Below are 25,625 nucleotides of genomic sequence, written 5' to 3'. Positions count from 1 at the left end.
GAGTAAGTAAAGGCTGTCTATCATGCGGTTACCTTACTGATAACATAACGGTATTTACCTGATTTTTCAGGTGCTATCTCATCAAGTTGTTCAATATCAATCTGGACACTTTGCCCGAGCCGCGCCTGAAAGCCTGCACAAATTAGTGTGCGTATTGGCTCTGGTAGCGGGCCTTCGGGCCAAACCACCTGCACTGTGGTGTGGCTAAGGCTGTGCTGAATAATTTTAAACGCTGCTATACCGCTGATGTCACGCAGAATATAAATTAGTGCCAGGCCATGCATCATGGTGCCGTCAAAGGCGACAACAAAGTCGGTGCTGCGCCCCTCAATTGACTCCAGCAACGGTAAGCTGCGGCCGCAGCTGCAGGGCTGTTCGGCCAGGGTTGCAATATCGCCGGTGCGGTAGCGGATAAACGGAAACTCAGACGTTGCCAGATGCGTGACGACGATTTCACCGGCCTGGCCTGCAGGTAGCACGGCACCAGTGGCGGGGTCGATAATCTCAACCACGATATCTTCAAACGACAAATGCATACCGCCGGCTGGACACTCATGAGCAATAAAGCCGGCATCGCGGCCGCCATAACCATTGGCGACCGGTGCGCCGAATACACGTTCTATGAGTTCTCGCTGATAGGGGTAAAGCCGTTCTGAGGTAACAAACACCACTTTGATACCAAGCTTATGCATAGCAATGCCATGCTTTTGTGCTGTTTGCGCCAGTAAATGATATACCGATGGGTAGCCAAACAGCATCTTAGGTTTGTTATCTCGGATGTGCTGTAAAAACACTAACAGTTTTTGCTCGCTCATATCAAAAGCGGGGATTAACTGCGAGCGGAACAGCAGATCGCGAAATATCCTGGCTCTGTCCTGAGCGCCCAGTTCGATAGGCGAGCCCCAGGCGACGATTTCTTTGTCACCAATGTCTACGCCCCACCAGCGGGTGGCCCGCCATTTGGCTGCAACATCATGTGATACCCGCTCATTACCGAGTAAAAAAATTAATGGCTGGCCGCTGGAACCGCCGGTATTAAATCGTTTTAACCCCCCGGCATGGGCAGCTTTTAGCTGGTCAAAGTGTTCAGTGATCAAAGCCTTGGTTAAAAACGGCAGTTTGGCTAAGTCGGCCACGCTGTTAAAATCGGCGGCTGTTAGGCCTTGTTGTTGTAATAGCTGGCGGTAGTAGGGCACTTGCTGCTCTGCCGAAGCGATAAACCGCTGTAGTTTGGCATTTTGTTGCTGCTGCAAGCTAGCCAATGGCAACCACTGGCTGCGTTCTAGCTCACGGCGGCGGCGCACGGTATCGTGTTTTTTTAGCCATTCCTGCAGCGGAAACACCACCGCCGCGATGACGCGGGTATACAGACTGCTCATTGGTTACGCTCCTGCCGTTGAATCGCGGCCTGATACTGCTGTGCCAGGCGCTGTTTTACTTCAGGCCAGTAAAAACGTTGGCTGTTACGCAAACCATTGGCGATAAGCTGCTGGCGCAAGCTGGTGTTTTGTAGCACTTCGCCAGCCAGCTGAGACATGGTTTTGGCATCGCCGGCACTGCACAGCATTGCATCATGGCGGTGGCTTACTAAATGGCTGATACCACCGACATCGCTACTGACAACAGGCACACCGCACGCCAGGGCTTCAATAATCGAATTAGGGCTGTTGTCGACCCGGCTGCTGTTTAGCATAATATCAGCAGTTCGGTACAGCCTGGCCATTTGCTCTGAGCTAAGGCGCCCGGCAAACTGCACCGCACTGCCCAGATTAAGCTGATGCACTTGTTGCTGCAGCTCGCCGAGCAACGGGCCGCTGCCGGCTATGGTAAGCGTTGCGCCGGGGTAATCTTGCTTTAGCAGAGCAAAGGCGGCAATGCTGGTGGCAACATCATAAATAGCTTCCAGATTGCGGGTAACAATAACGTGCGGTGCAGTGATGTTAAGCAAACTGCTATCGCTGTTACGCGGATAAAATAGCTGTTGATCGAGAATATTTGGCACTATAGCCAGTGGCACGGCGTTGCCGGGGTGCTGGTAGCGGGCAAATACCTGTTGTAAAAACACCGATGGCACCAGCACCGCACTGGCATGGCGTAGCGACGTATTTACGCTGCGCCAGCTGCCGGCAAAAAAGCTATCGGCGTGGCCGCCCCGATAATTAACGATGATTGCTGTGCCGCGCATGCGTGCTATCCAGATAGCCGGTGCGGCAAACAAATGCCAGGACCAGCCCGAGTTGGCCATAATATGTATAAGCCTGGCTCGGCCACAGGCACGCCATAGCTTAAAACAATATGGCACTATGCGAAACAAAGCCCGTAGCCCCGGTATTTTAGCAATAAAGGCCGGTGTATACGGTGGGTTTACTGCGACAAATTCTACTTTTACGCCTTCTTGTTGCAACAAGCAAAGCAACTGCCAGGTTTGGTTTGCCATGCCGCCTGCGGGGGGCGCAACAGGCCCCACCAGGCAAACAGGCAACTGCTGCAAACTAGTGCTCATGCTGTTGTAACCTTTGGTACAAGGCAACATAGCGGCTAACAGATACTGCCCAATTTCGCTCGTTATGCACAAATTGCAGGCCGTTTTCGATGATACTGTCGTTGCTGCTGAAGTTTTTAAGCACCCGGATGGCTTGTTCGGCCAAATCGTCAATATTGTCACGTTGAAACAACCAACCGGTTTTACCGTGCTCGATAAGCTCGAGATGGCCGCCAACATCTGACGCCAGCAAACGCATACCCTGTGCCATGGCTTCCAACGGCTTTAGCGGCGTGACCAGCTCGGTCAGGCGCATGGCTTTACGGGGGTAAACCAGCAAATCGACTAAACTGTAATATTGCATTACCTCACTGTGCGCCACCCGGCCAGGCATAATTACCGCATCGTTAAGATTAAGTTCTGTCACCAATTGTTTTAAGGCCAACTCTTGTGGGCCGCCACCCACCAGCAGCAGGGTGGCACTGGGAATTTTTTGCCGGATCAGTGGCAGGGCTTTAATGAGTAGATCCAGACCTTCGTAAGCATAAAATGAGCCCAAAAAGCCCAGCACTGCTTTGCCCTGTAGCTGAAACTCAGCCTGCAGCGCGGTATTTTTGCTGTTTATTTGCTGAAATTGTTGTGGGTCTACAGCATTAGGGATCACGGTTATTTTGTCGGCGCTGATACCGCGACTAATTAGATCGCGGCGCAAGCCTTCACATATAGTGGTAACGGCGTTGGCTTTTTTCGCGACATAGGTTTCCAGCGCGCGCGTCAGGCGGTAGCGCAGGTCGCCCTCGCGGCAGCTGCCATGGTCAACCGCCGCATCTTCCCAAAAGGCGCGGATTTCATATACCACAGGAATGCCCGTTTTTTTTGCTGCCCACAATGCAGCAAGGCCATTAAGCGCTGGTGAATGAGCATGCATAATATCGGGTTTTTCAAGCTTAATAAGTTGGCGCAGGCGGTTTTTAAGTGCCAGAACTACTGCAAGCTCTTTTAGTACCGGCAAGCACCAAAACCAGCTTTGGTAAGCTTTAGTGCGGTAAAAGCTGAAACCCTCAGCTGTCTGGCTGTCGTTATCACTGTTGGGGTGCTTGGGGCTGGTGACATGGCAGGTGTCGTAGCCCAGCTTCCGTTGTTGTTGCAAAATAGCACGTGAGCGAAAGGTATAACCACTGTGTAGTGGTAGTGAGTGGTCAAATATATGCAGTATTTTCATAGGAGTTTTAACTCCCAAAACTTGTCTTGATTTTCTTTAAAGTGTGGTTTTTTCTGTTCTAGTTCTGAGAGCTTATTTTTTAATAAAAAAGCACCAGGATTTAGTATTAAAAATAATTTACTAAGTTTATTTCTACTTAAATAGTCAAAGCATAGATCGTAAGAATACTCTGGTAGCTTTGATACCGGTAGCTTCTTATCAGCGAAAATCTCCTTTACAGCCAGATTCTCTATTTTGCCTAAGAACTGCCTTAGATACCGTTTAATTTGGGTTTTTACATCTGCCAGTTTGTACCATTTTAACGGTGCGTGTTTCCAGGTTACATCCGGGATAACAAGAATGTTGGACGGTGCCCAGCTGTTTTTTTCAGGTGCGTAGCCAAAATTAATGGCAGCACCTATCGTGGAATCAGTCCTGTAGATACCTAGCGGGAGTTTAAATAATGAATTTTTTAAGCTATCCATGCTTTCCTTAGGAATCATAAAGAAATTGCCATGTAGCCCACCAATCGATAACATTTCGCTTGCTAGTTTTTTATGGCTAGCTCCTGTTGTAGGGACTCCAGTGTAAGCCAAAGCCTTATTATTAGAGGCAGTTCTCATAACAGTTTCTATGCTATCTGTGTCAATAGTGACATATCCGTCTATGAAAAAATGTGTGTCATATCCATCAGACAAAAAATAGCAGTATTTATTAAAACAATTAGCTTTGTCACCTAAAGGAAAAAACCAGATTCTCAAATGCGATGAATATTTTTCCAGCAATGGTTTTGATAGAGCGGTGGCTGCGGTTTCATTTCCATTCAGTAAGAGGCTAATTGTGTAGTTGTAACTTTTGCAAGCGCTTATTGCGGCATCAATAGTTTTGGAAATGACACTTAACGATTCTCGTGAGCTGATTATTATTATTGATAGTTTCATGTTAAGTGTTTTTCTCCAGAAAAGCAGCAAACATTAACAGTGTCCACAGTGGTGCGCTGTTGTCTTTTAAACCACGTTTGTGGTCATCCAGTAGTTGTTTAAGCTCTGCAATATTGAAGTACCCGCTGTTTAGCATGGCATCTGACAACAGCTTGTCTTGCAACTTTTGCTGTAACGGGCCGCGAAACCACTGTGCCAGCGGCACGGCAAAGCCCATTTTTTTGCGGTACAGGACATCGTCTGGCAAGTGCGGTTGCAGTGCTTTTTTCAGGCTGTATTTACCAATGCCGTTTTGCAAATTAGCCGATGATTCAGCGGTAAAAGCCCATTCAACAAATTTGTGGTCTAAAAACGGTACGCGAACTTCCAGCGAGTGCGCCATCGATGCTCTGTCTACTTTGGTCAGAATATCGCCGACGAGATAGGTTTTCATATCCAGATACTGAGCAATTTTCATTGGGTCAAAGTGCTTAACTTTGTCACCGTAGCGGCGGAACACCTCAAGGGAATTGTAGCCATTGAGCCTTTGTTTAAACGACTCTGAAAACAGTCTGTCGCGCTGATCCTGGCGCAAAATGGCAATAGAGTTGTGATAAGCGGCAACGGTATCCAGCGCCAGTGACTGAAAAGTGGTTTTGGCCCTTAAAAACCGTGGTGCCCAGTCCAGTTTGGGGTAAATTTTGCCCAGCATACCAAATAGCGGTTTGCGCAGCGCAAGGGGCAGCCATTGGCGGAAACGCTCTTCGTGCAGGTGCAATTTGTAGCGCCGGTAGCCGGCAAACAGCTCGTCAGCACCATCGCCGCTTAGGGCAACAGTGACCTGCTGGCGCGCCATTTGACAGACACGGTAAGTTGGGATCGCTGAGCTGTCGGCGTAGGGTTCATCATATAAATCGGCCAGTTTGTCCAGCAGTTCAAAATCATTCTGGCTGACGATGTTTTCATGATGATTGGTATGGTAGCGCTGCGCCACCTGACGGGCAAAATCGGTTTCATTAAATTCAGGGCTGTCAAAACCAATAGAGCAGGTGTTTACTGCATCTGGTTGCAGGCCAGCCATCATAGCCACTACAGCACTTGAGTCGACGCCACCCGACAAAAAGGCACCCAGTGGCACTTCTGCTACCAGCCTGATATCGACGGCTTCGCGAAAGCGGTGAATGATTTGCTCGCTCAGTTCTTGCTCTGTGACACTGTGTTGCCACTGTGTTGGCAGATCCCAGTACTGCTGCGGCTGCGGTAAGCTTACGCTGCCGTGTTGCAGTAACAAAGTGTGGCCGGGAGCCAACTTGTAACTATGCTGATAAATAGTATAGGGCTCGGGGACATAGCCAAAACTAAAGTAGTCTTCAATGGTGCTGTCGCGCAGGGTTGGGACGAATTCCGGGTGGTGGCGCAGCACTTTAAGCTCAGAGCCGAAAATAAATTGGCCATCAGCTAAAAGCGAATAGAACAGCGGCTTAATACCCAGCCTGTCGCGGGCTAAAAACAGGCATTGGCGTTGCTTATCCCAAATAGCAAAGGCAAACATTCCGCGTAACTGATGTACGCAGTCTTCACCCCATTCCAGCCAGGCATTGAGAATGGTTTCGGTGTCGCCGTTGGTGTTAAACACATAGCCTTTTGCCAGTAATTGCTGGCGCAGTTCGCGGTAATTGTAAATCTCACCGTTAAACACGATGCACGCCTGCTGATTAGCACTTTGCATCGGTTGTGGGCTGCCGGCAATATCAATAATCGACAAACGCCGGTGAGCCAGACCTATACTGGGCTGGTAAAAGTAATCGCCAGCGTCTGGCCCGCGATGCCATTGGCTGTCATTCATTCTGCTTAGGATCTGGCTATCAGGCACTGCCTGGGTTTTTAGCTGATAAATTCCTGCTATACCACACATGGTTAGGGCTGCATCCTTGTCAATTCATAAAGCTCACGATAGCGGTTTACCATCCTATCTATACTAAAGTGCTGATGGCAATGGTTTTTAACCAACTGAGCGTCAACATTTAACGCCTGTGGCTGTTGTAGATAGCGCAGCATAGCCGTTGCCAGTTGGCCGGCGTTGTCGGAATCTACCAGATTGGTGTGTTTTAAAGGTTCAGGCAGTAATTCGGCATTGCCGCCGACCGCGGTTGCAATTACGGGAGTGCCGGCTGCCATGGCTTCAAGCAGGGTGTTAGAAATGCCTTCTGCCAGTGAGGGTAATACAAACACGTCTGCCGCTTGCATAATCTCTGCAATATCCTGCCGTTGTCCGGTAAAATAGACCTCATCGCTTATTGCTAGTTGTTGGCTTTGCAACTCCAGGCTTTGCCGACAGGGGCCGTCGCCAACGACAACCAACCTGGCTATACCACGATACTGCGGGTGCTGTTGTAATAGCAGGGCGAAAGCCTGCAGCAGCAGTACCTGGTTTTTTACTGCGGCCAACCGGCCCACGCTGACAAAGTATAGCGGTTTAGCTGCGCCAGCGGCATGCGCGAAGCTGATATCGGCCGGCGCTGCGCTGGCAAACTTGCCAATGTCTACGCCGTTACAAATACGGCTTATGCGGTTGCTTTTTATGCCAATAATCTGCCTGAGGTAGTGTTCGGACTCGGCTGATAAGCAAATAAAACGGTGCACAAATCGCTTGGCAATCCGGCGTATCAGCCGGTTTCTCTTGTTTATTCCGGCCAGATCATTGGTGTCCCAACCATGCTCTCCATGCAGACGTAGAGGAATATTACGCCACCAGCCTACAGCCTGCAGCTCGAGCGTTGCCAGGTTGCGGCTGTGCAGTACGTCAGGTTTTAGTTGTTTTAGCAGGCTATTCAAACGCGGGAACGTACCCCAATCATGCCCTGGCTTTTTATTTAAACTGTAAAAATGGACGTTGTGGGTGGTAATGCGCTTGACGAAATCAGCATTGTGGCCGGTCAGCGTGATAATACTGTGGACAAAATCGGTTTGCGGCAGATGATTGATTAAGTTAACCACGCCGTTTTCCAGGCCTCCGGTACCAAAATGCCAGATCAGATGGGTGATATGCACCGGTTTGCCTGAGGTCATAATGCCAGTGCACCGTAGTTAACGACAGGCATAGCACTAAGCTTTGCTGCTGCAAGTTCTAACTGACGCTGCGTGTCGGTGGTTAAGGGGCCTTTTGCTGATACAGCAAAAATACTGGCCGGGCCAGATTTGCCCGATAACAAATGCCAGGCCTGATAAAACTTAACCTGTGGCAAACTGCTGGTCTTAATCTGTCCTATTTGATACCAGTACAACACTGAGCGGTATTGCTGAGCTTGATTTTTTAGCTGTAACAGTGTGATACCGTTATTAGATTGCCTGTCGGTGACAAACCATACATTATTGTTAAATAACCTGTTGTTCCAGCTAACTAATTTGCCTTGTGACTGGTTGTTGGCGTAAACGGCGGCAAAATACTCAGTACCTGATGCCTGCAACAGATGGCTTTGTTGCAGGCTGTCAACAAAGCTGATACCCCAGTCAGACTCGCTTATTACTTCACTGTTTTCGATTGATAGTGTTAATTGTTCAGGCTGCAAAGGCGGTGTGACGCTTGGCAGGCTATGCTGATACAGCATAGTGACCAGCAATGCAGTGGCTAACATGGGCAACGCCAGAGTGTGGCTTTGACGGTGCAGTGGCCTGACTAAGCTGGCTTTTTCCAGCTCAGTATCATGGTCGGCGAAACGGCCACCAAGCCAAAAGCCTGCCATTAATACCGCAGCAAAAAACAACCAGCCGTACAAAAAATGATCGGCACCAAAGCCATAAGCCATGTTGGTTTTTTCACCTATGTATACCAGCATAAATGCGCGACCGCCGTTGGCCAGGATCGACACCACCACCATAGTGAAAACAAACAGCAACTGTTTGAGCAGTTTATTATAAGTCAGATAAGCATATAACACTGAGATAGCGACTGAGGCGATAAGAAAGCGTAAGCCGGAACAGGCTTCGGCAACTTCAAATAATCCAACGGGTGTGGCCAGGTACAGGCCTTCACGAAATACCGGAACAGCGGCCAGTTGCAGTAAATATACGGTAAGATCAGCAGTGATATGTTGGAGAACCGGCGACAGTTCATCACCAAAAGGCAACAGGAATACCAGGTAGCTGATGGCAAAGCAATGCTGTTTTGCATTCTGATTGCCCAGTACCAGCCACAGCAAAGCTTGTAGTGATAATACCGCTGCGATATGCATCAGCAGTGCAATGCCGCTGGCAAAACCGGCCAAATAGAGTAGTTGCAGTAAACACAGTAGCAGCAAAGGCAAACCAAAGCCTTTGGCGCGGTTTACTGCTGTTTGCGGGTTAGCGCCGGATTTACGCCGGCTAAACAACCATAAACTAATGGGGATGATCAGATAACAGTGGTTATAAGTGGCAGAGCTGCGCCATATGCGCTCCATATCCAGCCAGGCTTCAGCATACAGCAATACATAGCTCACCAGGGCCAGGGTTAGCATGGCAAAATAGCTGATAAGGTGCTTTGGCATTTGCATTACGCTGCCTCAGATCGGATAAAACTGTTCAGCCTGGCCAAGGTGTTTTGCCAGCTGAAATGCTGAACAATCCACTGACGATTGCTGCCAGGCTGACCGGATGCAGCAAGCATAGTTAAACATGCCTGTATAAAAGCGGGTGCATGCTCAGCAACCTGAGTATCTGCAGTAAGTGGGGCGTTAATACCTTCCATCGCCATTGGGGTGCAGATGATAGCTTTGTTCATGGCCATCGCTTCGAGCACTTTATTTTGTATGCCGCGGGCTATTAACATAGGTGCGACGGCGTACTGTGCTGATTTAAGATAAGGCCGGACATCAGCCACCCTGCCGGTTACCACAACGCCTGCGAGCTTGGAGAGCGCTTTAACATCAGGGTGTGGATTACCACCTACGATTAAAAACTGTAAATTTGGATGCTGCTGGCGCAAGGCCGGCCATACTTCGTGACAAAACCAGCATACTGCATCAACATTGGCCCAGTAATCCATAGCGCCGGTAAACACCAGGTACTGTGCAGGTAAGGTTATCTCGGCCGCTGGTAACGCTGATTGTGGGTCAAAAAATTCTATATCTACACCATTGCTAAGACTTGATACTTTATGTTGTAACGCTGCCGGCAGCAAAGTGCGAAAAGCCTCAGCTTCATCCTCTGAGACAAATAAGCTTCGGTCAAACTGGCGGCAAATATTGATTTCATAGCGTTGGAGTAATCGGGCTTCACGTCGGTAGAACCAGCGCTTAATACCCGTACTACGTTCGGCATATTGTTGCCACTTATCCGAGTCTATATCTACAAAATCAATGACTTTAGTAACTAATGTTGGCTGATGTTCTACATATTGTGCCATTGCTGAGCTGTAAACCAGTACCTGACTGATAGCCTGTTCGCTGATCCTGGCAGTTACCCAGTTTTGTACCACACTGCTGTAGTAATAAGGCAGCGTAACAGCCTTATTGGTTAAAAATGCTGTTAAACCACGCAGCATGGCCGGTTTTTTATATAATCTGATGCAGCACAGCTCTGTGCACCACTGCTTTAACTCCGGCAGATACTGTTCGTCGAAGGGATCGTCTATAAAGCAAGCCAGATAAACACGGTAGTGCTGGCTAAGGTTTTTCAGCAGGTGAAATGAGCGTATTTTATCGCCTTTGTTTGGTGGATAAGGTATACGGTGCACTAACATCAGCAAGGGAGGTTTTATAGTTGCTATCATCCCAGATATCTCGATAGTTTTGGCCCCAGCCACTGACTCAGACCAAGTGGTAGTTGTTGCCATAGTTTGATAAATAACTGGTAGCGTGGATTGTTCGGGCTAAGATTTGGCAGCTGTTTTGCGCTGATAAGTTGGTATTGATAGGGCAGTTCTACCGCCTGCATGCCCCAATGCCTTTTATAATGGTAAGCGCCTGAATCGATTTTGCTGCGGCCAAAATCGTAGCGGGAACAGCCTTTGTTATTACGGGCGTGACACATTAGCTGATAATACATAAAGTCGTTACTTTTCAGCTCTTTTGCTTGCAGTATGCCGCCGCCATAGTACGGCAATACTTCATTTTTATAGTAAAAACTCAGTACGGAGGACACGGCTTTGTTATCTTGACGTACGGTTAATATTTCTGTTTGTTCGGCAAACACCGCCATAATTTTATCGAAAAACGCCTGACTAAACACCGGTGTACCGAGGTTACGCACACTTTGTGAATAGGTGTGATAGAACTCAGCAGTCTGCTTATCTAATGTGTACTGTAAATTTTCATTTAGGGCATGGCGTAGCACGGCTCGCTGCTTTTTCTTTACGTTCGCCAGTATTTGCTCAGCGGTATCTGCCAGCTCACAGGCAAAATAGGCATGCGAGTGGCGTGTCATCAAGTTATTGTCTTGCGCCGTTTTATAACGAAACTCGATATGCTGGACGCCCAGGGAAGTCGCAAGCTGTATTGCTTGTTGTTCCAAAAAACGCTTTACCAGCGGCGCACCGATTGCACCGCCATATACACAAAACGGTGTTGACACCAGTGCGTCACCAAACAGCAGGCTTTTGACCCGCGCTAAAGGTAAGGCGCCAACAATTTGGTTATTTTCAGTAGCGTATAGGTAGTGGCATTGATGGCCAGCATCAGCAAGGATCTGTTGCCAACCGGATAGGTGAAAAAAAGTGGCGTCTTCGCTGGCGTTAACAAAGTTGTCCCATGCCATAGCCTGCTCGTCCCTGAGCGACAATGTATGCAGTTGATACATCCGATTCCCTTACGTTAAACAAAATACGGCTGAAATACTTCCCGGATACTACGCCACTGATAGTCTTGCAGCAAACGCACCAGCTTGGCTTCCATCCGATCTAAATTGGTGTAGTGTCTGAACTTAGATTTTAACGGTGCATCGGCAAACCTTGGTTGCTGCGGATCGATTTCCCATGGATGGAAATAGAACATATACGGCGAAGTACTTTGCTGCAAATAACTGTCTATGCATTTTTTACTTAACCAGTAAGGCAACAACCGGAAGTAACCACCACCGGCAATAGGCCACTGTTTACCGGCTTTATTTAATACCGGCATTGGGCACTCCCAAATACCTTCAACCCGTTTATAGGGATGCTGCGGCCAGTCTGGTGTGCCATATAAGTCGTGTACAACGGGGTAAGTGCTTGAGCTGTACAAATAACCTGCTTGCTGTAGCGCAGAAAAAGCCCACTCGTTACTTTTTCCGATAGAAAAACTCGGTGCCCGATAACCGGTAACCGGGCTGCCTGTAATATCTTCCAGCAAGGCTTTAGCGCGCTGAATATCCTGCAAAAACTCAGATTGGCTTTGTACTGACGCTTTAGCATGCGCATAGCCATGACTCGCCACTTCATGCCCTGCGGCGTGGATCTGCTTCACCAATTGCGGGAAGCGCTCAGCCACCCAACCTAAGATAAAAAAGGTGGCTTTTGCCTGATGCGCGTCAAATTGCCGCAATAATATTTCGGTGTTTTGTACCACCCGTTGCGGCAAGTCTGGCCATTGTTGCTTCGATACCGTAGTGTCAAAGGCTGCAACGTGAAAATAGTCTTCGACGTCTACGGTTAAAGCATTACATCTGATTGGCGCTACTACCATTAATGTCAGCGCCCCTTGCCAAACAGCACAATCTCTACCGTCCTGACCAGAATCATGAGATCCAGCATCAAGCTGCGATGCTTTATGTAATACAAGTCAAACTTTAGTTTTTCCTGTGCATCTTCAGCGGTAGCACCATAGGGATACTTGAGCTGCGCCCAGCCGGTAAGACCGGGTTTTACATTATGTCTATGGTTATAGTACGGAATGTCTTTTACCAGCTGGTTAACAAACTCTGGTCGCTCAGGTCTTGGACCAACAAAGCCCATATCGCCGGCTAACACATTAATAAGCTGCGGCAGTTCATCAATACGGTATTTACGGATGACTCTGCCAACCCGTGTTACTCTGTCATCATTGGCGCTGGCCCAGCGGGCACCATTTTTTTCAGCATCAGAGCGCATGCTGCGAAACTTAATAATATAAAACGGTTTGCCATCTATTCCGACCCGCAACTGGCGGTAAAACACTGATGTACCAGATTTTCGGCCGTCTTCCAGATAGATCAACAGCGCCGTAATTAACATAACAGGCCAGGTCACTGCGAGCATTAGCACTGCCAGTACCGCGTTGAGTTTGTAATCCAGATTAGTTTTAAAGCGCTGATTGAGATCCAAGCCATTGGCATAGATAACCCAGCTGGGGTAAATCAGGTTAACGGCTATCTGGCCGGTTTCCTGCTCAATAAAATCAAGAATTTCAATAACGTCTATGCCACGGGTTTTGCACTTAAACAAGTGTTCAACTGGCAACATATTGCGTCTTTCGTCACAGGCAATAACCAATTGGTCTATCTGATGTTCCATCACATATTGAAATAATTCGGTTTGGTAATCGAATTTGGCCAGTTTATGCTCTGCAATACCAGCTTCTTTGTCTCCATCGATAGGAGTAAAGCCGACTATCTCGAAATTGCGTTTGTCAACATTACGCCGCATGCGTTTTTCAATTATCGACGCGCGTTCACCAGCGCCGAGCACTAACACGCGTCGCCGGCTAATTCTGGTCACGTCGTGATAATGGAATAGTGCTCTGAACGCTGAAATAAACAAGGCGGCTGTTGCGGAAGCCAGGCACAAATATAAGCTGCTGATGTGTAGCAGAGGAAATAATTGGAACACGATAAGTTCGAGCAAAATAGCATTAAATAGCAGCGTGATGACTACGCGCTTGATAATGCCTTTTTGTCCTTCGCGTAGCTTTTGGTCGTACAAACCAACTGATAAGGCGCACAGCATTACTGATGCTGAAAACAGCGCGGCATTAATAAGTTGATGTTCTAGTGTAACGGGGGCGATGTACAGACTAATAGCGTAGCTGGCGAGCAGACTTGACACAGATAGTAGTAACAGCTCGCTGAGTAAAAACAGCCTATCTGCAATCGTATTTCGTCCGTAACGAGTTGCTTTACTCATAACCACATCCTTGTTGCATCCATTGCGTTGAAGCCATTGCCGTTTCAGGTTACTCTTAAACCTGCATAGGGTAGCTCAGTAATTATACTGTTTTTACGCTAAAACAAAAATTAAATTTTCATTATTTGCAGCACAATGGTAATTTTTTAAGTTATATTAAAAAGGCATCAGAATAAGGATTTGTACTATGATGGCTAGATCTGCTAACGGATATTGCGGTTTCCTCTTTGCTATTGCCTGCTTTTTGCTGGTTGGGTGTAAAAGTTACTACCTGCCTCCTGCTACAGTGCAAAACTCACTTACTACGTCGGTTGATAATTATCAATATCTTATTGGCCCAAAAGACACGGTGGCAATTTTTGTATGGCGCAACCCAGAGTTGTCCGGCAGTTTTGTTGTCAGACCAGATGGTAAGATAACCACGTCGTTAGTTGAAGATGTAGTAGTCAGCGGCAAAACGCCAACTCAGGTCGCGCGTGACATGGAAGCCATTTTAAGTAAATACATTCGCGATCCTGTTGTAACAGTGTCGGTAAATGGTTTCATCGGCCCTTACAGCGAGCAGGTTAGGGTAATAGGGGCTGCAACCAATCCTCAATCTATTAATTATAACCAATACATGACCCTGCTTGATTTGATGATCGAGGTAGGGGGCTTAACAGAATTTGCAAATGGTAATGGTGCTAAATTAGTTCGCGTTAAAGATGGTCGTCAACTGACCTACGAATTACGTTTGGATGACTTAATCAGAGAGGGAAAAATAGGCGCTAATGTCGATATCTTGCCCGGTGACGTTATTATTATTCCAGAGGCCTGGTTCTAAAGTTGTGAAGAAAACGGTCTAAGCAGTAACCGCAGTCAGGGAGTGATAAATGAAAGAGCTACAGCAAGCGATAGAGCAACTTTATACCTATCTTCAGGGAATTTGGCTAAGGCGCAGGTATATTGTTATTACCGCTTGGTTGATTTGCCCGATTGGTTGGTTTTTTGTCTACAATTTGCCGCCCACCTACGAAGCTAATGCCAAGCTTTATGTTGAAACCAGTACGGTATTGCAACCCTTGCTACAAGGACTGGCGTTAAGAACAAATAACGATGATGAAATCAAACTTATGGCCCGGACGCTGCTTAGCCGGCCTAATCTGGAAAAGATCGCCCGCGCCACTGACCTGGACATCACGGCAACGACAGATAAAGAGTTTGAAGAGCTGATTGATACTTTGCAAAAAACGATAAATATATCTGCTTCGGGCCGGGAGAATATTTATGTTATTTCATACAGCAATCCGCAACCACAACTTGCACTTAAGGTGGTGCAGGAGACGCTAAATAATTTTGTTGAAGGCCAGCTTGGTTCCAGCCGTGCCGATACTCAGACCGCGGAACGGTTTTTAACCAGCCAGATTGCTGACTATGAGCGGCGCTTGATGGAAGCTGAACTCAGATTGTCCGACTTCAAAAAGAACCGGCTTAATTTACTGCCAGGCAACGAAAATGATTTCTACAGCCAGATAAACAGCGAGAAGAAAAAACTGGAGGAGGCTCGCTTAACGTTGCGGGAGCTGGAAACGCGTTTGGAGTCTGCCAGAAGTCAGATGGTAGGCGAAGAGCCTGTGTTTGGCGTGATGCCTTTTGCTGGCAGTGCCGGCCGGCCAGCGACGCAGTTTGACGAACGGATCCGCTCGTTGCAATCTCAACTGGATAATTTAATGATCCGCTATACCGAATTTCATCCGGATGTGCTTGAGACTAAACGTTTGTTGCAACAGCTTGAGCAGCAAAGAGACGACGAGTTACAGCAGCTTGCGCAGTTGTCTGCTGAACAACCAGGTAACAACGCCAGCTTAAATCAAAATGTGGTTTATCAGGAATTACGTATCAGTGTATCCAGGCTGGAGACTGAAGTTGCTTCGTTGAAAGTACGGGTAAGAGCCTACGAAGAAAACGTCGCCGCTTTAGTCAGTAAGCTGAACCTGATCCCTGAAATAGAAGCTGAATTTACTGGTTTAAATCGTGATTATGACATTACTAAATCAAAATATGAGGCTTTGCTTAGCCGGCGTGAGTCAGCTGAGTTGTCGCGACGTGCTGGCGCGTCTGAGCAAGATGTTCAGTTTAATGTAATAGAGCCGCCACGGGTACCGCTAGCGCCATCAGGGCCTAACAGAGTGTTGTTTTATACTCTGGTGCTGGCCGTTGGTATAGGGGCGGGTATTGTGATGGCATTTTTGCGCAGCATGATATCTCCGGTGCTTACCAGAGCAAGTCAATTACAGAGTATTACTGATTTTCCGGTATTCGGCGTTGTGTCGCATACCAACAAATCGGCAATTTTGCGCCAGGTAAGATTGCACTTTTTTTACTTCGCTTTGCTGGCCGCCGGTTTAGTCTTCTGTTTCATCCTGTTACTTACCAATGAAATGTTGTTTGGACGTTCAGCTGAGTTGTTGTCGAGGTTTGTCGGATGAGTATTATTGAAAAAGCAATTTCAAAGCAAACCAGCGTGCAGCAGTCTCGGGCCACTGATGCTTTTGATGAATCGGACAATCAAGCGCTGAACGAGCTTACATTGTCACAGCCAGACGACGGCGATGAGACGCGTAGCGATGCGCAAACTCAGAGTACAGAACCCAAGGTCGGTGTTGAATTGGATCTGGCGATGCTGGAGCAAAAGAACTTTGTGTCTTTGTCCAGTGAACGACGCTTGATTAATGAAGAATATCGCGTGATAAAACGCAAATTGATTAACAATGCTTTTGGTGCCTTAAGCAAGACGTTAAAACATCCCAATTTAATTCTGGTCAGTAGTTCACGGTCTGGCGAGGGTAAAACCTTTTCTGCAGTTAATCTGGCCTTGAGTATTGCCTTGGAGCAGGACAAAACTGTGCTTTTAGTTGACAGTGATGTGCTGCGCCCCAGCGTTTCAAAAACGTTGAATTTGCATCATAGCGTTGGGTTAACAGACTATCTGTTATCAGACGAAGTAAAAGTATCCGACATTATGCTTAGTACTAATGTTGAACGCCTTAAAATTATCACTGCAGGACGTCCACACCATTTGTCTACCGAGCTGTTGGCCAGCGAGCGGATGGTGCAGCTGGCTTATGAGTTTGCTACCCGCTATCAGGATCGGATCGTTATTTTTGATGCGCCGCCGCTGTTAGGTGTAAATGAAACGGCGGTGATGGCGTCAATGTGCGGACAAGCTCTTATCGTTGTTGAAGAAAACAGAACCAAGCTGGCGGAAGTAGAGCAAGCAGTTGCGTTGCTGCCTAAAGATATTGCAGTTGGTTTTTTAATCAATAAAGCGCATCGAAATCAGGCTAAAGGTTATGGTTACGGCTACTACTATGGCGCGACTTGATACATTGCGCCTGGCCCGGGGAGCGCAGCGGCAGATTGCGGTATGTATGTGTACTATGGTTGCCTTTACGATGTATTCTGCCAGCAGTGCTGCAGACATTACTGTGACGCCGGAAATTGAAACCGGTGCTTATGGATTTTGGTTACGTGATGAGCTAGCGGGGCCTGGGGTGGATAGAGGCCTTGCGGTTATGGCTGCGCCGGCTATTTTAATGACACACAAAGGCTTGCAATCATCAGCCAGTTTGAAGATTAAAAATGAATCAGTCTGGTATGACGACAGCCAACGCAAGCACAAAAATCTGACCAGTTTCACCGGTAATAGTGGTTTATCGATGTTTGATAATCGGTTATCGCTGCAGTTGAATGCAAAGTCTGACCATCAGGTCCGCAATGCTCAAAGCAATATTTTTTCTGACATTATAACCGGCAGTGATAATTTATCTAAAACCACCAGTTACGGTGCTAACCTGCTTTTTACTAACCTGCGCACTGCTGCTGTTCAAACCAAACTTGGTTTGTCCTATCAAAAGTTCAGGTCGGAGCGGCCGGATCTTGACGATGGTATTAATAGTTTTGATAACAACAGTTTGCGGGCAACCATGCAGTTGTCTGGCGGGACTAGGGGGGTTGGTGCTTTTTGGCTGTTAAGCGGTAATGTGAACCAAACCAGCCGCGAGTCGGCACAAGACTTTGATAGCGAACAGGCCAGCTTTGTTGGTGGCCTGCCGTTGTTTGGCAATTTGTCTGCTATCGTTCGTGCCAGTTATCAGGACAATATCAATGGCGACGTTGCTGGCAGCGGAAATTTTGTCAATTACTTCAGTACTTTTGAATCCTATGGTGCTGGGCTGGAGTACCGTTTTGGTACCGTATCCTATATTAATGTCACACAAAATCGCTCCTCGCGCAGTGGTGAGCAAGACGCAGCCGATGAAGAAACCGAAGAAGAAAAATATTACGCCACTGAAATATTTATAGCTCCTAGCCGGCGTAGCTCGCTGCTGTACCGGTATGATCGGCAGTTTTTTGGCCGGACAACCTCGGTTGCCGGTCAGTATAATATGCGTTTAGTGTCTGCGCGGTTAAATGTCTCTGAGTCGTTGCAGGTTTTGTCTAATTTAGAGCAGATTTTTGAAGATTTGGGTATCTTTGTTTGTCCTTTGGGTTCACAGCAAATTGCTGATTGTATTAAACCACCAACCAATAACTACCAGCTGCAGCCGGGCGAGTCGTTGCAGCAATTTATTCAGCAAGGGTTTGATATCAGTGAGGAGCTGGTTAAGCGCCGTTCTGCACTGTTTAATCTGGGGTACACTCAACGGCGATTAAAGTTGAATATTTCGCTCAGTAGGACGGAAGATCAGTATGCTGAGTCTTTGCGCTCTTCAGTCACCAAGGCAGTAAATGTAGTATCAAGCTGGCAGGTTGGCCGGCTAAGCAGTTTCCAGTTGTCAGCCAGCCATTATGATATGTCGTACAACGATGAAGAACGTACCGACAACAACATTTTAGTTGAAACCGGCTTTGAGCGGAAGCTGAATGAACATGCGACCGTGAAATTGAAGTTTAGACGCACAGTCAGAAACTCTTCACAAGACACCTTTAATTTGTCTGAAAACCGCGTATGGCTAAGCTATAGTCACCGGCTATAAAGAACTAGCCGGCACATTTAGTCATTATTGTTGCGGCTGCTTAACAGTTGTTGCTGGCGTTTAAGCAGCGCATCAAGTTCTTTAACCAGTTTTAATTTTTGCTCCAGCTCGCTGTCGATGATACCAGAAAGCTCGTTTAACATATTTTTTGGTTTTGCGGTCGTGTTTGGCGTTGCTTCGGTGTTGTATTCTGTTTTGGGCGGCATGTTTGCCACTTCCTGTGCAATTTCTTCAAGTACAGCGCTGACATTGTCTGCGTTAATCTGCTTACATTCCTCCAAATAGCCAAATAACAGCACCCGATCCATTACAGTATTAATTTTACGCGGGATGCCTTTGCTGTAATTCTGGATCAGGGCGTAGCAATCGTCAGTCAGTAAATTGAGTGTGCCACCCGCTTGTTGTAAACGGTACTGAACATAAGCGCGGGTATCTTCTAACTGAAATGCAGATAAGTTGGAAGAGGCGATAATACGCTGACGAAACTGTTCCATATTCGGCGCTTGAATAATAGCATTTAGCTCGTTCTGGCCTAACAGGAAGCTTTGGATCAATGGCTTACCGTTTATTTGAAAATTTGACAGCATGCGCAATTCTTCTATGGACGCCAGTGGCAAATTTTGAGCTTCGTCAACCAGTAGCAGCGCGCGGCGGTGTTGAGAATGCAGCCGTTTAAGATAGTTATATATCGCATCAAGATAACTGGCTTTGGTATGTTCGGTCACGACCAGGTTAAAACAGGAGGCGATCATGCGGATCAAATCATCGGGTTCAAGTTTTGACGTGACAATTTGCTTGGCGATAATTTCGTCCTGACTTAGCTGGCTTAACAACTGATTGGCTATCGTTGTTTTGCCTGTGCCGACATCACCGGTAATGACGATAAAACCTTCGCCTTGTGACAAACCATATTGCAGGTATGCCAACGCGCGCTTGTGAAGCTTGCTGGCATAAAACCAGTTAGGGCTGGGTGTTAACTGAAACGGCCTTTCCTTGAACCCGAAGTACTTCTCGTACATAAGCTACAATCCTTTACATCAAAAAATTCAGTCTGACATTGTTTTGTCGGCTGCTGATAGTTTATACAAAAAACAGCTGGAACAACACATTTGCTGCTGAACATATTCAAGCTGTTGGCAGGCCTAAGAAATATTCTGGTTGGCATCAAGTTAGCTGGTGCTTGTCTAAGGTACTCTAAAAACAGCTTTTTCTTACATGTATTGTCTATAATTTCAGCGTTATGCTTAAAAAGCGATCGAACGGAAAAACTGCCAGAAAAAACTGTTGACACATTTTCAGTGGCACCCTAGAATGCGCCCCGTGTTCAGCGCTAACGTAAGAAAGCAATGAGCATAAAGTGTGGGGCTATAGCTCAGCTGGGAGAGCGCTTGCATGGCATGCAAGAGGTCAGCGGTTCGATCCCGCTTAGCTCCACCAAGATTTTTTTAGTGCGTCCCCTTCGTCTAGAGGCCTAGGACACCGCCCTTTCACGGCGGTAACAGGGGTTCGAATCCCCTAGGGGACGCCAATAAATCTTGTTTTGAATGAATGTCTTTGCGTCCCCTTCGTCTAGAGGCCTAGGACACCGCCCTTTCACGGCGGTAACAGGGGTTCGAATCCCCTAGGGGACGCCAATTCATCATTCATTGTTATCTGTTACTGTGTCCCCTTCGTCTAGAGGCCTAGGACACCGCCCTTTCACGGCGGTAACAGGGGTTCGAATCCCCTAGGGGACGCCACTTCGCGTCAGTGTTAATTCTATAAATTCACCCTCAAATTACATACTCAGTTACATTTTAGCTGCGCATCCTTGCGGCCGTTTTTGCTATTCTGGCTCAAAGTCAGCCAATAATTTCCCAACAAATTTGCTTATCAGTGGCTGGGCTGCCTGGTTTGGATGTATGCCATCAGATAGCATCAAATCGCTATTACTGGCAATATCATCCATAAAAAATGGCCAGAGCGTAATTTTTTGTTCTTGGGCTAACTGCGGATAAATTGCGCTGAATTGCTGTATGTAGCGTGGTCCATAGTTTGGTGGAATGCGTATTTGCATTAGAATGGGCGTGGACTGATGTTTTTTTACTAAATTAATGATTTCGTTAAGGTTAGATTTTACCGTTGCGATAGCGAATCCACGCAAGCCATCGTTGCCGCCAAGTTCAATCAGCACTGCGTCTGGCGAATGCTGCTCTAACAGCGCCGGTAAGCGTGCCAGACCGCCAGCGGTAGTTTCGCCACTAATACTGGCATTGATAAGTTGCCAGTGAGTGTCTTGCTGCAGCAAATGTGGCCAGCCCTGGTGTTGTTGCATACCGTAGGCGGCACTGAGGCTATCGCCTAAGATCAGCAGTTTCTGGGCCAGGCTCAGTTGACTAAAGCATCCAATTAACAGAAATAAGATAATACGCATAATGAAAACACCTGAAGTTCATATAAAAGCAGTTAACCTGGCTAAGAATGTAAAAGTGGCCGATGGTTCCTTAACTATCCTGCATGATATCAGCTTGACGATCAATCGTGGCGAGACAGTTGCCATTGTTGGTGCTTCAGGCTCCGGTAAATCAACCTTACTGAGTTTGCTTGCCGGCCTGGATTTACCCTCTAAAGGTGAAGTTGTACTGGCAGGGCAGCCGTTACATCAGTTGTCGGAAGATCAGCGTGCAGCAATTCGTGCCAGTAATGTTGGTTTTGTGTTTCAGTCATTTTTATTGTTACCCAGCCTGACCGCGTTGGAAAACGTTACTCTGCCAGCAGAATTGGCTGGTATCGCGGATGCCCGGGCCCGGGGAATAAGTTTGCTGCAACAGGTTGGTTTGGCAGAGCGGGCTGATTTTTACCCGGCACAATTGTCTGGTGGAGAACAACAAAGGGTAGCAATTGCGCGGGCGTTTATCACCCGGCCAGCGGTGTTATTTGCCGATGAGCCATCAGCGAACCTGGATGCTGCGACCGGGCGTAAGATAGAAGATTTATTGTTTAAGTTAAATGCTGAGCAAGACACAACGCTAGTGCTGGTAACACACAACAGTGAGTTGGCCAGGCGCTGTCAGCGCCAATATCAAATGCAGGCGGGGCGTTTTGTTAATAGTGAACTAAAGGAGTTGTCAGATGTGGGCTAAAATTGCCTGGCGTTTGTTCTGGCGTGAGCTTGGTCGTGGTGAACTCTGGGTCATTGCTTTTGCATTATTTCTGGCCGTTGTTTCTGTTGTCAGCTTAACGGGTATTACCGAGGGTGTTAAAACGGCTCTGATGCAACGCAGTGCGCAATTTAACGCCGCTGATATGGTGTTACGCTCCAGCCAGGCTTTTGATGTTGAGATCATATCTCAGGCTCAGCAGTTGGGGTTGAAAACCGCGCAGCAAATGCAGTTTGATTCTATGCTGTTTGCCAAAGAGCAGATGCAATTGGCAACGATAAAAGCGGTTAGCAGCGATTATCCGCTGCGTGGACAGTTATTATTGCAGGCTGCACAGCGTCCGGGTATTGGCGCCGGCGTGCCACTTAGCCGTGGGCAGGTATTCTTTGAAGCCCGATTATTCGATTTATTAAATGTGCAGCTTGGCGATGACATTGAACTGGGCATGGCACAATTTACTGTTGCCGGTGTTATTGTGAACGAGCCTGACGCACCGCTGAGTGTGTTTGGTGGTTCGCCGCGGGTATTAATGCATCTGGACGATGTGGCTGCCACGCAGGTAGTTCAACCTGGAAGTCGTATCGGTTATCGTTATTTGTTTGCCGGTGAACAGCCAATGCTGTCGCAGTTTGAGCAGCTGCTGACGCCTAAGCTGACGGTGCATCAGCGTTGGCAGAAAATGGACCGCGAAAGTGCCATTGGTAGCGCAATAGAGCGGGCAGAGCGGTTTTTACTGCTGGCAGGCTTGCTCGGTATTGTCTTAGCAGCGTGTGCGGCTGCTGTGGCCGCAAATCGCTATAGCCAACGTCATACTCAGGCGGTAGCGGTAATTAAGGCGTTAGGGTCAACTCAGCGTCAGATACGGTTACTGTATGGTTCACATTTGTTGCTGGTGGTGATGTTTAGTCTGTTGCTTGGCATAGTGGCCGGCCAGGTTGCCATTAATGTAGCGCAGTGGGGCATAGGACTGTATCTGGCTGACTACAGACCGGAATTTAGCTGGAGGCCGTTATGGCTTGGCAGTTTGACTTGCGTTATTTGTGCGGCGTTATTTGCAGCCAGGCCAATGTGGCGTTTGTCACAAACCCCGGCTATTGAAGTATTAAAGCAGCCTGCTGCGCAAGGCCGTATTGATAAGTTTCAGCTATTATTTGGCGCAACAGCGATCTGGGGACTAATGTGGTTGTTCAGCGGTGAACTGGTTCTGAGTCTGGGATTATTTGCCTTGTGTGCGATATTTGCCGCTGTCTTAGTGGCTGCGGCTTCTTTGCTGCTTAAAGTAGCTAAGCCCGTCGCCGCTGGCCAAAGTAGTGCCCGGCGTCTGGCGTTGGCTAATTTACGCCGGCGCATATGGGCAAACAGCTTTCAGCTGATTACTTTTAGTCTGGCAATTTTTCTGGCGTTATTGCTGTATTTTTTACGCGCAGAGCTTATTAGTCAGTGGCAACAGCAGATCCCTGCTGGTGCGCCGAATCAGTTTCTGGTGAATATTAGCGCCGAGCAGCGCAACACGCTGAATAATTTTGCCAGTGAGCAGAAATTGACTTTAGGGCAATATTATCCGGTTGTTCGTGGCCGGCTTACGTCAATAAACAATGAGCAGTTGTTGCAGGATGCCAGTAAAGAAGATCGCACTGAGCAGCGGGTTGGTGTCGGGCGTGAGCTAAATTTAACCTGGCTTACCGAGCTGCCGGATAACAATCAGTTGTTGTCTGGTAACTGGTTTAGTCAAGACAGCCGGGCTGAAGTGTCAGTTGAGCAGGAAATAGCTGAACGCTTACAGGTTAAACTGGGCGACAATCTGGCATTTTCTATCGGTGGACAGGCTATTAATGCCAAAGTAAGCAGTATCCGCACCGTAGATTGGAACAGTCTGCAACCGAATTTTTATATGATCCTAAGTGCTGACATACTGGCTGATTTTCCGGCTACCTATATCAACGCATTCTATTTGGATGCAGAGCGTCAGCTGCTGCTAAATCAATTAGCGCGTTTACTGCCGACAGTATCGGTGATCAGTGTCGATAGTATTATTAAACAGGTAAATGACATTATTGCTCAAGTCAGCGTGGCGCTGAGTTTTATCTTACTGATAATTTGCTGTGCTGCGGTGTTAGTGCTGGTGGCACAGGTGCAAGCGACACTGGAGCAACGTGAGCAGGAGTTGGCAATTTTACGTACTTTGGGCGCTCGTTATCCGTTTTTACGCAATGCCATGCTGCTTGAATTTGCCTTACTAGGCGCAATGGCTGGCTTATTTGCCACCATACTGGCTGAGTCAATGTTGCTTATTGTGCAACAACGGGTATTTGAATTGCCATTTTCACCACACTATACCTTGTGGTGGTTGGGGCCAACGCTCGGCGTGGTGTTGGTTACACTGCTGGGTTGGTGGCAGCTACGCCGCTTGCTGCAAATACCCGGCGCACAATTAATGCGCCGGGTACTTCAGAGTTAATCAAGTAACGAAGATAACGCCGGTTGCAAATTTTCATAGCGAAAACTGTAACCGGCTTTTATCAGATTGGCAGGTAACACTCTTTGGCCGGTAAGAAGTAAGTCAGCCATCTCACCTAGCAGCAATTGCAATACAACAGCAGGCATTGGCAATAATGCCGGACGCTTTAACACTTGCGCCAGTGTCAGGCTGAACTCAGCATTTGTTACCGGATTGGGTGCAGTAGCATTAAAAATGCCGCTTAGAGTGGGGTGGTGCAACATAAAATCAAAAATGTTAAGCATGTCGCTTATATGCACCCACGACATATACTGCTCGCCATGCCCAATCCTGCCGCCTAAACCCAGTTTGAACGCGGGCAACATTTTTTTCAGTGCGCCACCCTTGTTAGCTAACACTATCCCGGTGCGTATAATACACACCCTGGTAACGTCACTAGAGGCCTGACAGGCAATATCTTCCCAGCGCTGGCAAAGCTGCCGGGAAAACTCAGCGTGAGGGTGTGTGTAGTCTTCGGTAACCAGCACAGATGCCTGTCGGCCGTAAACACCAACTGCTGAGCCGCTAAGCAATATGGCCGGCGGTGATGTTGCGGCTTTTATCGCACTAACCAGTTGCTCGGTAATATGCCAGCGGCTGTGGCATAGTCGCTCTTTTTGCTGTCTAGTCCAGCGCTTACCGGCTATAGGCTCACCAGCGAGATTAACTACAGCATCAAGCTGATTAAAATCAACTTCTGACAGCTGAGATATAGCGTGTACATCTGTGCCAAACATGGCATGAACTTTTGCCGGGTCCCGTGACAACACCCACAATTGATGTTGTGCTTGCCATAACCTGACCAGGCCGGAGCCGATAAGGCCTGTACCACCTGTAAGTAAAATATTCATAGTTGCAACCGTTTGCCCACAATGACAATACTCAGTATAGAGCTATTTGTTTACCGACAGCATTAATGATACCGAGTCAGCAAAACGCAGGGCATGAGGTTTATCAATTTCTACTTCGGCATAACGTACAGACGGGTGCTCAGCAGCAATAGCCAGAACCTCCGCAGTCAACTTTTCCAGCAGCGAAAAACGCTGTTGCTCTACCATGGCTATGATTTTTTTAGTAATAGTACGGTAGTTCAGGGCATTATCCATATCATCACTGTTGGCGGCATCCTGAGCGCTGTAATGAATTGTGGCATTGATCACCACGTCTTGTTTGTTATTAATTTCTTCTTCTTTAATACCAATGAAGGTGCGCAATCGCAGGTTTTTGATCCGGATAATCGCAGGGTTATTAAGTTGCATTGAAGGTTTCCTGTTTAGTTATAAGCTTTAACACTACGGCCTGGCGGGCACAGAGG

Annotated in this window: 21 protein-coding genes and 4 tRNA genes; 10 read left to right on the top strand and 15 right to left on the bottom strand. The window is 47.6% G+C overall.

Features of this window, described 5'->3' with window-relative positions:
• Positions 1 to 20: 20 nt before the first annotated feature.
• Genes ACYVIC_RS15770 through ACYVIC_RS15720 form a run of 11 tightly spaced genes read right to left on the bottom strand, consistent with a single transcriptional unit; the run spans position 21 to position 13,655 of the window.
• Positions 21 to 1,379 (bottom strand): phenylacetate--CoA ligase family protein, encoded by a 1,359-nt coding sequence (locus ACYVIC_RS15770; RefSeq protein ID WP_460861506.1) that lies wholly within the window; start codon positions 1,377 to 1,379, stop codon positions 21 to 23.
• Positions 1,376 to 2,503 (bottom strand): glycosyltransferase family 4 protein, encoded by a 1,128-nt coding sequence (locus tag ACYVIC_RS15765; RefSeq protein WP_460861504.1) that lies wholly within the window; start codon positions 2,501 to 2,503, stop codon positions 1,376 to 1,378. The genes ACYVIC_RS15770 and ACYVIC_RS15765 overlap by 4 nt, the downstream gene beginning before the upstream one ends.
• The gene (locus ACYVIC_RS15760) at positions 2,493 to 3,704 is read right to left on the bottom strand and encodes a TIGR04063 family PEP-CTERM/XrtA system glycosyltransferase (RefSeq protein ID WP_460861502.1); all 1,212 of its coding nucleotides are present in this window, start codon (positions 3,702 to 3,704) and stop codon (positions 2,493 to 2,495) included. The genes ACYVIC_RS15765 and ACYVIC_RS15760 overlap by 11 nt, the downstream gene beginning before the upstream one ends.
• Positions 3,701 to 4,624, bottom strand: coding sequence for a hypothetical protein (locus tag ACYVIC_RS15755; protein WP_460861501.1), 924 nt, complete (start codon positions 4,622 to 4,624; stop codon positions 3,701 to 3,703). The genes ACYVIC_RS15760 and ACYVIC_RS15755 overlap by 4 nt, the downstream gene beginning before the upstream one ends.
• Before the next feature lies 1 nt (position 4,625).
• Positions 4,626 to 6,518, bottom strand: coding sequence for an XrtA/PEP-CTERM system amidotransferase (locus ACYVIC_RS15750; RefSeq protein ID WP_460861499.1), 1,893 nt, complete (start codon positions 6,516 to 6,518; stop codon positions 4,626 to 4,628).
• Between the two features lie 2 nt (positions 6,519 to 6,520).
• Entirely contained in the window at positions 6,521 to 7,672 is a 1,152-nt protein-coding gene (locus tag ACYVIC_RS15745; protein WP_460861497.1) for a TIGR03088 family PEP-CTERM/XrtA system glycosyltransferase, read from the bottom strand.
• Positions 7,669 to 9,135: an exosortase A gene (gene xrtA / locus ACYVIC_RS15740; protein ID WP_460861496.1), complete on the bottom strand. Its 1,467-nt coding sequence runs from the start codon at positions 9,133 to 9,135 to the stop codon at positions 7,669 to 7,671. The genes ACYVIC_RS15745 and xrtA overlap by 4 nt, the downstream gene beginning before the upstream one ends.
• Positions 9,135 to 10,352 (bottom strand): TIGR03087 family PEP-CTERM/XrtA system glycosyltransferase, encoded by a 1,218-nt coding sequence (locus ACYVIC_RS15735; protein ID WP_460861494.1) that lies wholly within the window; start codon positions 10,350 to 10,352, stop codon positions 9,135 to 9,137. Before ACYVIC_RS15735 ends, xrtA begins: the two co-directional genes overlap by 1 nt.
• Positions 10,349 to 11,377, bottom strand: a complete 1,029-nt coding sequence (locus ACYVIC_RS15730; protein ID WP_460861493.1) for a FemAB family XrtA/PEP-CTERM system-associated protein — start codon at positions 11,375 to 11,377, stop codon at positions 10,349 to 10,351. Before ACYVIC_RS15730 ends, ACYVIC_RS15735 begins: the two co-directional genes overlap by 4 nt.
• 14 nt (positions 11,378 to 11,391) lie before the next feature.
• Complete coding sequence (locus tag ACYVIC_RS15725) at positions 11,392 to 12,240, bottom strand: XrtA system polysaccharide deacetylase (RefSeq protein ID WP_460861492.1); 849 nt, start codon at positions 12,238 to 12,240, stop codon at positions 11,392 to 11,394.
• A gap of 5 nt (positions 12,241 to 12,245) precedes the next feature.
• Positions 12,246 to 13,655: a TIGR03013 family XrtA/PEP-CTERM system glycosyltransferase gene (locus ACYVIC_RS15720; protein WP_460861489.1), complete on the bottom strand. Its 1,410-nt coding sequence runs from the start codon at positions 13,653 to 13,655 to the stop codon at positions 12,246 to 12,248.
• A 187-nt stretch (positions 13,656 to 13,842) separates the two neighbouring features.
• Between ACYVIC_RS15720 and ACYVIC_RS15715 the strand changes: the two genes are divergently transcribed.
• From ACYVIC_RS15715 to ACYVIC_RS15700, 4 genes are read left to right on the top strand one after another with little or no spacing between them, the layout of a single operon-like run.
• Positions 13,843 to 14,478 carry an XrtA/PEP-CTERM system exopolysaccharide export protein gene (locus tag ACYVIC_RS15715; protein ID WP_460861486.1) on the top strand — a complete coding sequence of 212 codons (636 nt, stop codon included), beginning with the start codon at positions 13,843 to 13,845 and terminating at the stop codon, positions 14,476 to 14,478.
• A gap of 49 nt (positions 14,479 to 14,527) precedes the next feature.
• Positions 14,528 to 16,123 (top strand): XrtA system polysaccharide chain length determinant, encoded by a 1,596-nt coding sequence (locus ACYVIC_RS15710; RefSeq protein WP_460861484.1) that lies wholly within the window; start codon positions 14,528 to 14,530, stop codon positions 16,121 to 16,123.
• A complete protein-coding gene (locus tag ACYVIC_RS15705; RefSeq protein WP_460861482.1) occupies positions 16,120 to 17,019 on the top strand; it encodes an XrtA-associated tyrosine autokinase in 900 nt (299 codons plus the stop codon). Before ACYVIC_RS15710 ends, ACYVIC_RS15705 begins: the two co-directional genes overlap by 4 nt.
• The gene (locus ACYVIC_RS15700; protein ID WP_460861480.1) at positions 16,988 to 18,673 is read left to right on the top strand and encodes a hypothetical protein; all 1,686 of its coding nucleotides are present in this window, start codon (positions 16,988 to 16,990) and stop codon (positions 18,671 to 18,673) included. Before ACYVIC_RS15705 ends, ACYVIC_RS15700 begins: the two co-directional genes overlap by 32 nt.
• Before the next feature lie 17 nt (positions 18,674 to 18,690).
• Here the strand turns inward: ACYVIC_RS15700 and ACYVIC_RS15695 are convergent, their stop codons facing one another.
• A complete protein-coding gene (locus ACYVIC_RS15695) occupies positions 18,691 to 19,692 on the bottom strand; it encodes an ExeA family protein (RefSeq protein ID WP_460861478.1) in 1,002 nt (333 codons plus the stop codon).
• Between the two features lie 342 nt (positions 19,693 to 20,034).
• Here ACYVIC_RS15695 and ACYVIC_RS15690 point away from each other — a divergent pair.
• The 4 genes from ACYVIC_RS15690 (at position 20,035) to ACYVIC_RS15675 (ending at position 20,412) form a co-directional block, all read left to right on the top strand.
• Positions 20,035 to 20,110 (top strand) — tRNA-Ala (locus ACYVIC_RS15690).
• A 15-nt stretch (positions 20,111 to 20,125) separates the two neighbouring features.
• A tRNA-Glu gene (locus tag ACYVIC_RS15685) sits at positions 20,126 to 20,201 on the top strand.
• 30 nt (positions 20,202 to 20,231) lie between these two features.
• Positions 20,232 to 20,307, top strand: a tRNA-Glu gene (locus ACYVIC_RS15680).
• A gap of 29 nt (positions 20,308 to 20,336) precedes the next feature.
• Positions 20,337 to 20,412: transfer RNA gene (locus ACYVIC_RS15675), tRNA-Glu, on the top strand.
• Positions 20,413 to 20,498: 86 nt separating this feature from the next.
• Here the strand turns inward: ACYVIC_RS15675 and ACYVIC_RS15670 are convergent.
• Positions 20,499 to 21,086, bottom strand: coding sequence for an arylesterase (locus ACYVIC_RS15670; protein ID WP_460861477.1), 588 nt, complete (start codon positions 21,084 to 21,086; stop codon positions 20,499 to 20,501).
• 1 nt (position 21,087) lies between these two features.
• Here ACYVIC_RS15670 and ACYVIC_RS15665 point away from each other — a divergent pair, with 1 nt between their 5' ends.
• A complete protein-coding gene (locus ACYVIC_RS15665) occupies positions 21,088 to 21,795 on the top strand; it encodes an ABC transporter ATP-binding protein (RefSeq protein ID WP_460861475.1) in 708 nt (235 codons plus the stop codon).
• The gene (locus tag ACYVIC_RS15660; RefSeq protein WP_460861474.1) at positions 21,785 to 24,271 is read left to right on the top strand and encodes an ABC transporter permease; all 2,487 of its coding nucleotides are present in this window, start codon (positions 21,785 to 21,787) and stop codon (positions 24,269 to 24,271) included. Before ACYVIC_RS15665 ends, ACYVIC_RS15660 begins: the two co-directional genes overlap by 11 nt.
• Here ACYVIC_RS15660 and ACYVIC_RS15655 read toward each other — a convergent pair.
• Entirely contained in the window at positions 24,268 to 25,161 is an 894-nt protein-coding gene (locus tag ACYVIC_RS15655) for a TIGR01777 family oxidoreductase (protein WP_460861472.1), read from the bottom strand. The genes ACYVIC_RS15660 and ACYVIC_RS15655 overlap by 4 nt on opposite strands.
• 42 nt (positions 25,162 to 25,203) lie before the next feature.
• Positions 25,204 to 25,569, bottom strand: coding sequence for a dihydroneopterin triphosphate 2'-epimerase (gene folX, locus ACYVIC_RS15650; protein ID WP_460861471.1), 366 nt, complete (start codon positions 25,567 to 25,569; stop codon positions 25,204 to 25,206).
• Positions 25,570 to 25,625 lie beyond the last annotated feature (56 nt).

It is taken from the genome of Rheinheimera gaetbuli (genome assembly GCF_054781935.1).
Note: the sequence above shows the minus strand (reverse complement) of the source record. Positions and strands in the feature narration are given on the sequence as shown.